At 51.2% G+C, this 13,684-nt stretch carries 10 protein-coding genes; 5 read left to right on the forward strand and 5 right to left on the reverse strand.

All coding sequences use genetic code 11. The features are described 5' to 3' along the window. Positions 1-136 precede the first annotated feature (136 nt). Together V5T57_RS13675 and V5T57_RS13680 are read left to right on the forward strand one after the other, a co-directional pair. On the forward strand, positions 137-469 hold the full coding sequence (locus V5T57_RS13675) for a hypothetical protein (protein WP_332891793.1): 333 nt from the start codon (positions 137-139) through the stop codon (positions 467-469). Positions 470-682: 213 nt separating this feature from the next. After that, complete coding sequence (locus V5T57_RS13680) at positions 683-3,964, forward strand: adenylate/guanylate cyclase domain-containing protein (protein ID WP_332891794.1); 3,282 nt, start codon at positions 683-685, stop codon at positions 3,962-3,964. Positions 3,965-4,459: 495 nt separating this feature from the next. On the opposite strand, the gene V5T57_RS13685 is transcribed toward V5T57_RS13680, so the two are convergent. The 3 genes from V5T57_RS13685 to V5T57_RS13695 form a co-directional block, all read right to left on the reverse strand. After that, a complete protein-coding gene (locus V5T57_RS13685) occupies positions 4,460-6,676 on the reverse strand; it encodes a CHASE4 domain-containing protein (protein WP_332891795.1) in 2,217 nt (738 codons plus the stop codon). Positions 6,677-6,922: 246 nt separating this feature from the next. After that, positions 6,923-7,489: a GNAT family N-acetyltransferase gene (locus V5T57_RS13690; RefSeq protein WP_332891796.1), complete on the reverse strand. Its 567-nt coding sequence runs from the start codon at positions 7,487-7,489 to the stop codon at positions 6,923-6,925. 1,140 nt (positions 7,490-8,629) lie between these two features. Beyond that, a complete protein-coding gene (locus V5T57_RS13695; protein WP_332891797.1) occupies positions 8,630-9,496 on the reverse strand; it encodes a DUF4197 domain-containing protein in 867 nt (288 codons plus the stop codon). A gap of 493 nt (positions 9,497-9,989) precedes the next feature. Between V5T57_RS13695 and V5T57_RS13700 the strand changes: the two genes are divergently transcribed. Then, entirely contained in the window at positions 9,990-10,280 is a 291-nt protein-coding gene (locus V5T57_RS13700) for a hypothetical protein (RefSeq protein WP_332891798.1), read from the forward strand. A gap of 304 nt (positions 10,281-10,584) precedes the next feature. On the opposite strand, the gene V5T57_RS13705 is transcribed toward V5T57_RS13700, so the two are convergent. Next, positions 10,585-11,184 (reverse strand): recombinase family protein, encoded by a 600-nt coding sequence (locus V5T57_RS13705; RefSeq protein WP_332891799.1) that lies wholly within the window; start codon positions 11,182-11,184, stop codon positions 10,585-10,587. Between the two features lie 41 nt (positions 11,185-11,225). On the opposite strand from V5T57_RS13705, the gene V5T57_RS13710 reads away from it, so the two are divergent. Next, a protein-coding gene (locus tag V5T57_RS13710; protein WP_332891800.1) for an IS3 family transposase occupies positions 11,226-12,385 on the forward strand; the annotation gives its coding sequence in 2 pieces (ribosomal slippage) (positions 11,226-11,493 and positions 11,493-12,385; 1,161 coding nt in all). Between the two features lie 49 nt (positions 12,386-12,434). On the opposite strand, the gene V5T57_RS13715 is transcribed toward V5T57_RS13710, so the two are convergent. Next, positions 12,435-12,725: a DUF6538 domain-containing protein gene (locus V5T57_RS13715; RefSeq protein WP_332891801.1), complete on the reverse strand. Its 291-nt coding sequence runs from the start codon at positions 12,723-12,725 to the stop codon at positions 12,435-12,437. 178 nt (positions 12,726-12,903) lie between these two features. On the opposite strand from V5T57_RS13715, the gene V5T57_RS13720 reads away from it, so the two are divergent. After that, positions 12,904-13,551 (forward strand): histidine phosphatase family protein, encoded by a 648-nt coding sequence (locus V5T57_RS13720; protein ID WP_332891802.1) that lies wholly within the window; start codon positions 12,904-12,906, stop codon positions 13,549-13,551. The last annotated feature ends 133 nt before the right edge of the window (positions 13,552-13,684 follow it).

The raw sequence follows: 13,684 nt of genomic DNA on the forward strand, positions 1-13,684 counted from the left end.
GGGGGGGGGGGCCGGGGGGGGGGGGGGGGCGAATACTTGAAAATACGTACGTTTTTCCAGGTTGCCTCCTTGTATTTCAGGAACCATGGGCGTATAGCAAAGGTAGGTCATTGCCAACCGTCGTCGGAGAACCCTTATGTCGATCAGTAACCATCCCGGTGCCATCGGTCGTGTTGCACTCAAAAAAGAGTATGTGCGTGCCCCTATTCCCATGATGCAACGGGTGGTCACGCCGCTTTTTATGGCCCTGCTGGTTGCGACAGCGGGTCTGGCTGTGGCGCGGCAGCTGCTGCCCCAACTACCCCTTATGCTACACCCCGCTTTGGGGGGGGGCTTGGTTCTTGTAGGGATCGTGCAGCTGTTTGTGGTGCGTAAGGTGGTGGGGCGCATTTTGCAGACCACACTGGCGAAGGGGGTTTTGCTGGGTACCTTGGCTGGGGTTGGTGCGTTGATTTTTTTATCTCTCTGAAAGGTGAGAATAAGGGGCGGGTGGATGTTTTCCCTTATCACGCCTGCAAAAAACGAGTAACATTGTGTAATGCTGGTACATGTACCTCTTGAAGTGTGTCTGACAACTGTGATTTTTAGTGGTTAAGCTGCTCTGCGTGCATGAAGTGGTGCGGCTTAAAATCCTTTTTATATATTGAACGGTCATAGTCGGCCGTTGTTTGGAGATGTTTCCATGGGTTGTCCTGATTGTGGATCTGAAAATCGTGACGGGGTGCGTTTTTGTACCCAGTGCGGTCTTGCCTTGGGGGCCTTTTGTCCCCGCTGCCAATTTTCGGTAGAGGCGGGTGACCGGTTCTGTGGTGGTTGTGGTTTTCGTATGCAGATGGGAGAGGGTAGTCTAGAGAGCTATCAGGCGGTGCAGTCTAACAGTGCCAGCCAAAATGGCTTGACCTCCCATAATGGCCAAGCCCCTACGGCACAGTCTATGGAGTCGGAACGCAAACATGTCACGGTCCTGTTTGCCGATATCTCTGGCTTTACCGCCATGAGTGAAAAGCTGGATCCTGAAGAAGTCACCCAGATCATGAACGGCTGTTTGAAAATGCTGGCCGATGTGGTGACCCACTATGAAGGATATGTGGATAAGTTTATCGGTGACTGCATCATGGCCCTGTTTGGGGCACCGATTACCCACGAAAATGATCCCGAACTGGCTCTGCGCGCCGCCCTGGATATGCAGCAGGGTATGCTCAACTACAATAAGAACCTGCCGGTTAAGTTGGACAAACCCCTTACCCTACATATTGGTATTAACACCGGTATTGTTATTGCCGGTGGGGTGGGGTCGGACCAGAAGATGGAATATACGGTGATGGGGGATACGGTTAACCTGGCCTCTCGTCTGGAGAGCAAGGCCGCCTCTGGTGAGACCTTTATCTCTGGTTACACCTATAACATGACCCGTAGCTTGTTTGAGTTTGACCGCCTTGACCCCATGAAGGTCAAAGGTAAGCAAAAACCGGTGGAGGTCTATAAACTGCTGGGGCTGCAAAAAGGGCGTAGTGAAGATCAAAAAGCCCAGGTGCCACTGGTGGGCCGTACCGAAGAGATGCGTCAGCTGACGGAACGGGTTGAACGCCTTATTGATGGTAAAGGTCAGGTTGTGGTGCTGACCTCTGAGCAGGGCTTTGGTAAAAGCCGGATTCGCCTAGAGGTGCGTAAACAGTTGGTGGATGCCGGTATGACCTTGCTGGAAGGGGCCTGTCACTCCTTCTGCCGCTCTACCCGGTATCACGTCATTGGTGAGCTGCTGCGGCAACTGTTTGGGGTTAGCCCCGATGACAGTGATGATGCGGGCTTGGAGAAAATTGAGGCCGCTTTGACCTCAATGCTGGATCTGCCACCGGATCTTAATCAGGAATCCGCACGGGCTCTGGTCTATATCGCCTCCTTGTTGGATCTGAAGGTCGATAACCAACGCTATGAAATTCCCCTGGATCAAATGGATCCTCGTGAGGTGAAAGCAGAGACCTTCCGGGCGATCTCCTGGTTGTTTGGCAGCTTGGCCAAAAAACGGCCACTGGTGATCACCATGGAGGATCTGGATAACGCCGATAGTGCATCCATGGAGCTGCTGACCTTCTTACTGGAAGATCTGCGTGCAGTACCGGCCATGTTCCTGCTGCTGCTGCGCTCGGGTGGTGAACGGGATTGCACCAAGTTAACCACCATGGCCAAACGGGCCTGGGGTGGGGACTACCTGGAGCTGGCCTTTACACAGTTCAGTGAAGAGGAGTGCGGTATTCTAATCCAGCATCTGATGGGCTCGGATGGGATCCCTGACGAGGTGCTTTCTCTAATTATGAACCGCACCGATGGTAACCCGCTGTTCATTGAGGAGGTGGTGCAAAGCCTGTTTGATGGGCAAGTGGTGGAAAAACAGTCGGATGGCTCCATCGCGCTGCTTAAGGATCTGGCCAATGTCTCGATCCCTGGTTCCGTACACAGTCTCATCCTTGCCCGTATTGATAAGCTGCAACCCAAGTTGAAGGATCTGTTGCAGATGGCTGCGGTTATTGGCAACGTCTTCCGCCTGGATCTGCTGGGGGCGGCCTTCCCCGTGGAAGATCTGGATCAACGTCTGCGCTTGCTCGAAGAGATGGGCATTCTTTACGAGGCACGGAGCTTCCCTGAGGTTGAGTACAGCTTCCGTAACGGTCTTATTCAAGAAGCCGTCTACGCCACCATGCTCAAGCAGAAAGTGCGTGAGCTGCACCTTAAGGTGGCAGATCTGACCGAGAGCATCTATGCCGACCGTATTGGGGATTATATTGAATCTCTGGCGCGACACTTAGAGACAGCCCAAGCTTGGGACCGGGCCTATGTCTACCTGGAACGTAGTGGTCAAAAGGCTCAGGCCGCATTTGCCAATGTGGAGGCACGTGGTTACTACCTACGTGCCGTCGAGGTGGCCGAGCAGCACGATGACGTGCTGGAGGCTGAAGGGGCACCCTCGTTGGCCAAGCTCTATACCCACCTAAGTGAGGTGGATGAACTGCTGGGTGAAATGGATGGTGCCATTGAGGCCCGTGAGCATGGGGTTACCCTGCTCACTGGGGATCTGGAAAAAGCCTCTGAAACCCGCCTAATTGGCCGTTTGTTGGAAAAACGTGGCGATAAGGATATGGCGCTACAGACCTATGACCGGGCGGTTGAGCTGCTGGCTGACTATCCCGATGATCCTGAGATGGGCCGTGTGTTGACCAACCGGAGTTGGGTGTTAAACCGCATGAAGCAGAGCACCCGAGCTATGGAAGAGGCGCAGACTGCTTTAAAGATTTTTGAAACCCACAATGCCCGTGAAGATATGGCGCTGCTGTTTAATAATCTTAGTGTCTTCTGTGAACATAGTGGCGATCTGGACCAGGCCCTTGCCCATAACCAGAAGAGTCTCTCTATGTTCGAAGAGCTGGGCAATGTACGCCAGCAGGGTAATGTGCATCTCTCGTTAGGGTACATCTACAATGGTCAGCGTAACTTTGATCAGGCGTTGATTCATTTTGATCAATCGTTCGATCTTATGGATCGTATTGGTAACCGTTATGGGGCGGGCACAGCCTTGATGTCCAAAGGGCGCTGCTTGTTGGATGTCGATAAGGTGGAGGAGGGTGAGACTGCCCTGCTCAGAGCGCTGCGCATTCATAAGGAGCTGAATATCTCCCGTAAGGTTGTGGCCAATCAGCTGGCACTGGTACGGCTCTATCTACGTAACGCAGACCACCATGGGGCACGCCGCCACCTGAACGAAGCCAAAGAGCTGGCCCGTCGTGAAGGGTTTGATTCTGATCTGGCCAAGCTGGCTCAGGTGGAAGGGGACCTGCTGGTGCTGGAGGGCAAAGATCCCAGCGAGCAGTACCAGGAGGCGATCAGCCTATTTGGTGCCCTGGGTCGAACCCGTGATGTGGAAAAAGTGGTTAAAGTACTGGATAGGTATCGGGAAAGCAGCGGGGCCTAATCCCTCTAAAAGCGACCCGGTGCGTACAAAAAACGGCAGCCTATTCGGCTGCCGTTTTTTATGGGGTAGAGAGGTCCACCATAGAACCTAAACCGTGGTTTCTATTAAAAAAAGGTGACCGTGCGCACCCCCTCCGTTTTACCGGCGGTACCATGGCGTCCGGGCGGTTGCCGTTGGGGCTTGCGTGTGGCGTAGCCCCCTGACATTCATCTATGCTGCTCTTTGATGTGTTGCTTGAAGAGGGGTTTGGTGGTGTGTTCGGTGATGCATTTAAAGGCGCCAAGGGGGCGCGTGGCTAAAAGGTCTAGATGGTTACCCATTTAAAATGACAATGCTGGTATAGGGCGATGGTCTAACCATTTGCCAGCACACTGTGTTTTTTTGTTGGGCACAGTGTGGCACGCGTTGTCTGAACGGTGTGTTGCCACTTTCTGGCTATGAATTACCAGCCATAATTCAATGTGGCAGGTTAGACCATGTCATGCACGACGCGGGTTAGGTCGTTGGGGGGGCGGCGGCGTAGGTGTCTAAGGCTTGGTGAAGATCTTCAACCCGAACCGGCTTGGTTAAGACGTGATCCATGCCGATCTCGCGGGCTTTGATCATCATGTCATTCACCACATCTGCGGTTAGACCAATGATGGGCGTATGTGTGGTCTCTGAAGCACGGATGCGCTGGGTCGCCTCCAACCCATCCATCACCGGCATTCGGATATCCATTAATATAACATCCCAATGGGCATCTTTTTCAAAGAGAGTCACCGCTTCTAAGCCGTGGGCCACAATGGTGACTTCATGGTGGGCCGACCGTAAAAGTGTCGCTTCCACCAGTTGATTGATGTCATCATCTTCAACCAACATGACCTTTAATGGTCTCATCTGCGCGGCGGTTGTTGGCGCGGGGGGCTCCGGTAATGGGGTGGCGCACAGGGTGGTAGCCAGAAGACAGGTAAAACAGCTGCCGACCCCTTCTGTACTGGTGACCTCCAGTTTTCCCCCCATAATTTCAGCCAGTCGATGGGTAATGGCCAGACCCAAACCCGACCCGCCATGGGTACGTGAAATGGCATTGTTGGCTTGCACAAATGGGGAAAAAAGATCGGTGAGTTTATCCGGTGGAATACCCAAACCCGTATCTTTAACAGAAAACCGTAACTCTAGGCGATCTTCCGGTGCGCTCTCTTGGGCATGCAACCCCAGGGTGACGGTTCCGCTGGTCGTAAATTTAATGGCATTGCCCACCAGGTTGATTAACACTTGTCGTATGCGGGTGGGGTCGCCATGGACCGCCGCCGGTAGATCGGGGGCGATGGCTGAAACCAGCTGAATCTTTTTTTGTTGCGCTTGGGGGGTGAACAGTTCCATCACATCCTGTAGCACCTGCCGAGGGCTGTAGGGGATCTGCTCCAGGGTTAACTGTCCAGCCTCAATTTTAGAGAAATCCAGCACATCACTGATTAAACGCAGCAGCAAATCGGCTGATTTGGCCATAATGGAGAGCTCTTTGTGCAGCGATCCGTTGGGCTCTTTATCTTGCATAATAGAGAGTAGACCGATGATGCCATTAAGCGGTGTACGTATTTCATGGCTCATCGTCGCCAGGAATAGATTTTTTGCCTGACTGGCGGCCAGTGCCTGATCTCTGGCATGAATTAAGAGTTGGTTGTTCTCTCTAAGCTCTTTTCCCATATGGTTAAAATTAGAGGTAAGCTGGGTGATCTCGCCGTTGCCACGGGGTTGTGAGGGGCGCCACTGTTGGGCATTTTCCGTAAACTGATGCATGCTGTTTTGTAACTGCTTAATGGGTTTGATCACCACATGGCGCAGAAACTGGATGACGGTCAGAATCATTACAACCGTGCCAATGGCCATGAGCATATTAAACCAGAGCATATTTTCGGTCGCTTGCTGTACCAGGGTGCGGGGGCTTTGGGTATGGATAATCAGCTTGGGTTGCTGCTGAATATTCCTCAGTATCATCAAACCGTCAATCTGTGTCTGGCTGGCGGGGTTAATCCAAAAACCAGGCGTTTGCAGCAGGGTTTGAAACACCTTTTCAGCTTGATCGATCTTCTCAGGTAACTGCTCCGCAAAGATTAAATGAAACGATATCTTGGCTTTTTCCTGCCAGCGTTGCTGCAGGGCCTGGTCTAACTTGCGGGCCATGATCATGGTTCCGTGTGAAGGACCCTCTTCATTGGTGGGTAAAATAGGGTAGGCAGAGATAAGCCAGATCTGCTGATTGTGAATACGAAAACCTGAGAGAGGTTTGGCGTGAGCATCCCGCGAGATAAACGGATGATCTGTCGAAGTCTGCTTGGGAAACAAGGACCAGGGTTCAACCTGCTTTTGATCGGCACTGAGCTTACCCCCCCAAATGCGTGCACCTTTAAGGTTGTAAATACCAAAGGCATGCACTTTTCCTGACACCATCAAATCAGGACCCAAATTATTGGTCACAAATTGGGGGTTTTGATCCAAAACATAGGCATAGGGTTCGTCCCAACTGGCCCAGTTGTGGGTCATGCTATTGAGGTGGCGTTTTTCATCCTCAAACATGCCTTTAACCCGCTCAAGCCCCGTTTGGACCTGTTGCTGTTCCAGCTCAATAAATCGTGGGGTAATAAAGAGTGATTGGAGCATAAGACTTAAGAGCAAATAGGCAACGCCTACACTAAAAAGAATCCAGATAATACGGGGTTGTAAAGACATAACTAAAACCTGATTCTCATCTATAAAACATGAGCTGGCAAAGTGGTGCTGCCCCTGTATTGTTTAACTGAGGTTGTCTCTATGATTGTGCCAAAGTGATGAAGAATGATCCATGGTAATCACGGTTTATTTAATATTGGAGGTTGTTAGGATGTTTGTATATTTTTTTGGCAGAGTGAGGTAAGGGGCTGTGACGGTGAATAGAAAAAAGGTCGTCACGGTGAGGTGACGACCTTAAGACTTAGTCTACTGACCGCTTGCTTGCCGGCTGGACAGAGGTGCGGTGGTTGTGTGCAGGGGATTAAGAATCATGGGGTGGAACTGCACGTCACCTTGCCAGCCTTGTAAGCCGCTGTAGCTTAAAGGGCGCATCCACAGCTTGCTTGCTTGGCCGGTTTTACCGCCCTGAAAGGGGAGAAAGCCAAAGCGCATGAGAAAGTCGGGTAGGGTGGCGCTATAAAGAGCCTCATGACCCCGTGCTGTGCAGGCACGAATGCCATCTTCCACCAGCATACTGCCGATGCCACGTTCACGATACTCGGGATGAACCAACAGAGAGGCCAACCCCATAAAACGGGGGGCTTGTTTAAGGCCTTCCCCTTTAATATCAATGGGCAAAAAGAGGGTGTGGCCCACCAGGATTGAACCGTGGTGCACAAGCCGTGAGATGCCGCCCCCCCCTGGAGAAGCCATTATACGCAGGGTCTCCATGGGTTGGGTTTCGAGCAGGGCTTCTCGATAGAGGGCCGATAAGGCAGAAAGATCCTGCCGCGAGCCCCAGTTTAGGCGTAATCCGTGACACAAAGGGGTCATGGTTAATTTCCTCGCATTTGGCACCGAACAGCTACCCTCCTTGGCGGTCTGTGGTGCGTGGGGACGCGATGGCCCCTTCTGTGATCTTTTTGCTGATCACATCGATGCTTCCGTGCATCGTTGGTTGGTTGGGAGAACACGCCAAAAAGGCGACGTTTCTTCCTTTCCCTGTTTTGTTTCGCAACTTTCTCGCCAAAAAGAATAAAAAAATGGGGGATAGGCGGACAAAGCCACTGTTTTGGGGGCTTTGCCTGAGCGTGTGTTTACGCAACAGGTTCTCATTTTTCTTTGAATGGGTAGGGTCTGTTTTCTGTTGTTGAACTCTGAGGAAAATACAAAAAGTGGGGTTGAGGGGAGATTGTGTCTGTTCCTTAACCGGACCTGGGCAGCGGTAAGGCGGGCTAGGGCAGCACCAAGGTGGCGGTTATTGTGGGCTGAATTGTTGGAGAAGCCGCGCAGGCGAGGGTTGGGTTTTGCGGGAATGTTTAAGTATTTTCGGGGGAAAGTTTTAAAAGGGGTTGGGGAGTGTTAAGGGGAGGCTCTGCCTGCCCCTTAACCGGGTCTGGGCAGAGCCCAGGGGGGAAGGGCGGCACCGAGGGGGCGGTTATTGATGGCTGAATTGTTGGAGAAGCCGCGCAGGCGAGGGTTGGGTTTTGCGGGAATGTTTAAGTGTTTTCGGGGGAAAGTTTTAAAAGGGGTTGGGGAGTGTTAAGGGGAGGCTCTGCCTGCCCCTTAACCGGGTCTGGGCAGAGCCCAGGGGGGGGAGGGGCGGTACCGAGGGGGCGGTTATTGATGGCTAAATTGTTGGAGAAGCCGCGCAGGCGAGGGTTGGGTTTTGCGGGAATGTTTAAGTGTTTTCGGGGGAAAGTTTTAAAAGGGGGTGGGGAGTGTTAAGGGGAGGCTCTGCCTGCCCCTTAACCGGGTCTGGGCAGAGCCCCGCGGGTCCAGGGCAGAGCCCTGGCGGGTCTGGGCAGAGCCCGGCGGGTCTGGGCAGCGCCCAGGGGGATCAGGGCAGCGCTCAGGGGGACTAGCAGGGTCTAGAGCTTAATGTACTCGGCTGGGTGCAGACGCTGGGGTAATAAAAAACGCGACATAGCTTAGCTATGTCGCGCTTATGTTTGGCGTTGTTGTTTGTCGTACTTAGAGGGTGTTGCTCATATCAAACACTTTTTTAAGCAGATCTGTACTACGTGCAATGGGGTTGGTGCGGATTTTTTTCTCTTCAATGGCCATTTTGGTGAACAGGCCTTCAACACCTTTTTTCGTCACGTATTGGTCCAGATTAAAGTCTTTGGGGGCAACCATGGAGGAGACACTGCCCAGCAGGTCTCCTAACCCCCCGCCACCGCCACCACTGGATTGTCCTGCACTCCCCAGTAGGCCACCTAAACCGCCGGAGCCTTGTAGCAAGCCGGTGATCTGTTTGTAGGTGGCTGTGGCACCGGAGTTACCGGTGGCTTCGGTTACAATGGGTAAAACGGCTTTTTCCAGTGCGGCACTGCTGTGGGTGCGGAAGTAGTTGGTAGCCGCGTTTTCCCCGCCTTGGAGAATGGCAAGCGCATCATCTAACGTCATGCGGTTAATGGCATCAATAAAGATTTCGGTTGTGGCTGGTACGGCCTGTTCGGCTGCACGGTTCATGGTGGTCACAAATTTTTGTTGGAGCTTGTCACCGCCAAGGGAGCCGATGGTGCCTAGCGCTTCAGGCATGGGGATTTTAACACTCATATCCTCCAAAAAACCGCCCTGCGTACCCAAGGTAGAGACCGCAGCTTTGGCACCAATGCGTAGGGCTTGCTTTAGGCCATCTACCATCTCTTGTTGGGTTAGGCGTTGCAGCATATTGCCACTGGTGGTGGGCTGTTCAGGGGTGGTGCTTTTGGGCTTCATTATCTCTTGGGCTTGGGGGGCGACTTGGTTGAGCATATCCATCCACCCCGCCCCGGCTTGAAGAGGGAGAAGGGCCAGAATGGCTGCAGTCGACAGCAGGGTAAGGGGCTTGTTCATGGCGGCACCTCTTCAAAAACATGGAAAGTTGTTCTAATAAAAAAATCACTCTGCCTGGAGTTTGAGCCAAACGAACGACCCTGTCTGCAAATTCCAAACTCACTCTAAAACAAAGCATTACATTGCATTGGATGACATTGTGGAGTACCTCGGTGGAGTGCTCCCACGGATCAGATTCTAGCATGAGAGGCTGTGTGCTTAAAGCAAAGATCTGTGAATGAGGGTGTCTGGGATTCATGAAATATCCGGGTCAAGAAAGCGTGCAGTCAGATAAAAAATTTCAATGTCACATTTAGTCGTATTCAAAGTATACTTGAAGACAGTTGATTATCCCTGTGTTTCTTGGAAAATCACAAATAATTCCTTCTATTACAAAAGCTAATCCCATCCAATGATGATCATTTTTTAGCTTTATCCGTATATCAGGTTTGAAAGATAGTTATATTCTGCTGGAGGTGGCGTTATGAGGAAGATTTGTTGTAATGAAGCGTCTATGATACGTGCTATGCGTGGGGTTGTCCTATCACTGGCCAGTGACGAGCACTGTTCATTTGAAGAGCGTACTTTATGTGATGTTTTGGAAAAACAGCTTCCAACCATCACCAGCACAAATCTGGTCAAGTCACGTTGTGAAAAGTGTACTTTTCCAGCCTGTGTATATGCACAGGAGTTGCAGGCAACGTATGAACAGCTGGTACAGGTTAGCTCCTTAAAAACCGCCGAATGTGTGTTTCATGTCTACCGGCTCTATGGATATCAGCGACTGGATAGGTTTAGCGCCTAGTCATGCATGAAGTCATCGGGGGCTGCGATCTTCTTTAGGATCTATCTGTATCGAGCTTTACCACCATCTATTTAATGCCTGTCCCATCATAGGGCTTAGCCGGACATTTTAAAATCCCAGCCGCTCTGGCTTGACCTTTGGATTTTAAAAAACTTTTTAGCGCTTGAATATATCTATAAGTATCTCGAAAACTCTTTAAAATCCAAGTTTCTACGGGGTCATTGAAGGGGTTCATGCAATCCTTGAGACAACATGCTCAGTGGCTATGAGGTGTGCCACCGGCACAATCGACGCTGGCCAACAATCAACTCAGCCGATCTAACAGCCGCCTAACGCTTGTGGAGTGCCACTTACCGCCCCGTGGGGTTTTGATGGATCGCTGATTTAACCATTGAGCGATATCGGCTAGGGTCTCACGACCTTCAGCCTTTGCATCCTTAACCTCATTGCGCAACAACTCGGCTCGATCCTGAGCGTTCCGCTTAATAGCGGCTACCCCATGCACCGACTGTTGACCAGATCTGAAGATAGCATCCGCACCATTTGGATTTCCCAGCTTTGCGCCTTGCTCCTTCTTAGCGGCTAGCGCCCGCTTAGTGCGCTGGGAAATCATTTTGCGTTCGTGCTGAGCGATCACAGTAAAAATGCCCAATGTGACGCCAGAGTCTTCGGGAACATCTAGCGCTCTAATGTTGATGGTTGGATCTCCGTCCAAAGATAGAACAAAAGCGGCATCCCTGGAGAGTCGATCCAGCTTCGCAACAAGCAGGGTAGCTCCCGTCAGTCGACACCGCTCCAGTGCTTTTTGAAGAATCGGGCGGTTCGTTTCTAGTTTGCCAGATTCTTTCTCCGTGAGGAAATCAACACATTCACCTGAGGTGGGTACACTTTTCTGGACACCCATTCTGAGGGAGAATAGGACGCTCGCATAGAGGAGGTGTCTTGATGAGCAAACGACAGTTGAAACGGTATACCCAAGAGTTCAAGGATCGAGCCGTTGAGCTGATGAACAGTACGGATCAATCCGTGCCTGAGATTGCTGAGCAGTTGGATGTCAATCCAAAGAATCTTTACAACTGGCGAGCACAAGCGCAGGCCAATAAAGCAGGTGGTAAATCGCCTGAGATGGTTACACTCCAGAATGAGAACAAGCAACTGCGTAAAGAGTTAGCCCGGTTACAAGAAGAGCAAATCATCTTAAAAAAAGCCGCCTCGTACTTTGCCAAGGACATCCAGTAAAGTACGCTTTTATCCAGCAGCAAAGGCGTTACCATTCAATAGAATACTTTTGCTGCGTGCTGGGTGTCTCTAAGAGTGGCTATTACGGCTGGCTCAACCGGCGAGAATCAGCCAGGGCAGAGGAAAACAGGCTTTTAGGAGAATGGATCGTTGAGATCTTTTATGGAAGCCGAGCAACCTATGGTTCCAAGCGTATACAGTGCTGTTTGGTTGAGCATGGTGTTCGCGTCAGTAGGAGACGAGTTGCCAGGATCAAACGTAAGCTAGGCCTGGAATGCAAAGCCCAACGATGCTTCAAGGTTATCACGACAGATTCCAGTCACTCTTTACCCGTGGCTCCGAACCACTTGAACCGTGAATTTACCGCTGAGCGACCAGATCAGGCCTATGTGGGCGATATCACCTACACTGCGACCAAGGAGGGCTGGCTCTATCTGGCTGTTTGGATAGGCCTTTTTTCACGTAGCGTTGTGGGGTGGTTCATGGCCGACCACATGAAGGCATCATTGGTAACGGACGCCCTAAGAATGGCCTGCTTCAAGCGTAGGCCACCAGTAGGCTTAATGGTCCATAGCGATAGAGGAAGCCAGTACGCATCTAATCTTTTCTCTGGCCTGCTCAAAGAGAAGGGATATCTCCAAAGCATGAGCCGTCTTGGAGACTGCTGGGATAACGCACCAGCGGAGAGCTTTTTTGGCACATTGAAAACTGAGTTGATCGGAGGTTTTGTTTTCAACTCTTATGAAGAGGCTAAGCAGGCCATCTTTGAGTACATCGAGGTCTTTTATAACCGCCAGAGAAAGCATTCAACCATCGGCTATATGACCCCTGAACAGTGCGATCTGGCATTCCCAGTTTCTGCGTAAAAAACCATCCAGAAAAGTGTTGCCCCATCACTTCGTCTGGATCATCCCGCTAAATACGAAGCTCGCCAGTCTTATTTCCCTCTGTATCGAATGTGAAATGCGTGATCAAACCAATTGTGGTTTTGCTACCTCGCTTTGCCATTATTTCATCCTCTAGTGCCTGAAAAAAAACAGCCAGTTTTCGAGCCTGCTTAAGTGCTTCTCGATGATGTGCGGTGTTCAGGCTGCGTCGCATCTCTTTAATGCCAAAGTGCCCCTGCAATAATGTTGAGAGGCGAAAGCGACAATAATACAGTCCGTTGGGGTGCTGGGAAAGGAAACTCGGGGCGTTACGTGGCACATCGATTCTCCAGTTGTGGAGTAGCTTTGTGGAGTACCCAACGCATGTTTGTCATTTTAGTGCGCTAAAGATTCCATAAAAACATATGGATAAGCTCTTATGTGCTGGAGTTTGAGCCAAAAACCAGTATAAAGTTGCAGTTTTTAGTCCTGTTTTAGGGTGAATGAGTCTGAATGCTATGCAACAACTCTTGAAAAATGCCGACCTGTCCCAATGTTCGCTGATTATGCGTCATGGGCCACGCTTAATTATAGAAGATGCCACCAAGGCCGAACAGGTCATGTTGACCGATGAGGGGCAAGTAGCTTCGCGTCAGTTGGGGGCGGATCTGTTTCAGCATCAACCGCCTGCCCATATTTTTCATAGCACCATCGCCCGTTGTGGCCAAACCGCCCAGTGTATGTTGGAAGGTATGGCCCATGCCGCGCACGGGGTAGAGAACCATGGTGGGCAACATCGGTTGGCGGCCTGTTATCTGCCGAATAATCAGCACACCTATCAATACTGCAAGGATCAGGATATGGATACGTTGCAGTTTATCCAAAAATGGTTTGAAGGTGACCTGTCGGCGGATTTAGCCGTACCGGCCCAAGGGGCTGCCCAGGATCAACTCTACTTTATGCGTGAGCAGCACGAGCAGCGTGGGGGATTTCAGGTTCATGTCTCTCATGATTGGAATATGATGTTGTTTATCTGGCGTTATTTGGGGCTAACCCCATCTTGGGATGTGTGGCCTTCGTTTTTGGAAGGGGTGTTGCTCACTTGGTCGGATGACGGGGTGTGGTTCCGCTTTAGAGAGCATGAAAAAAAGGTGGCGTTGGCCTAAATGGGGTCGGGCTGTTAAGAGAGTCTGTGCCTTCTCAATGATCTATGCGCGGGTGGATCGATCAAACAGGTCTATATGCTGATCTGGGGCGGGTTGTTTATCGCCCAACTTGTAGCTGATGATCGACCCTTTT

Origin of the sequence: Magnetococcus sp. PR-3, assembly GCF_036689865.1 — a bacterium.
In the GTDB taxonomy this organism is placed as follows: domain Bacteria; phylum Pseudomonadota; class Magnetococcia; order Magnetococcales; family Magnetococcaceae; genus Magnetococcus.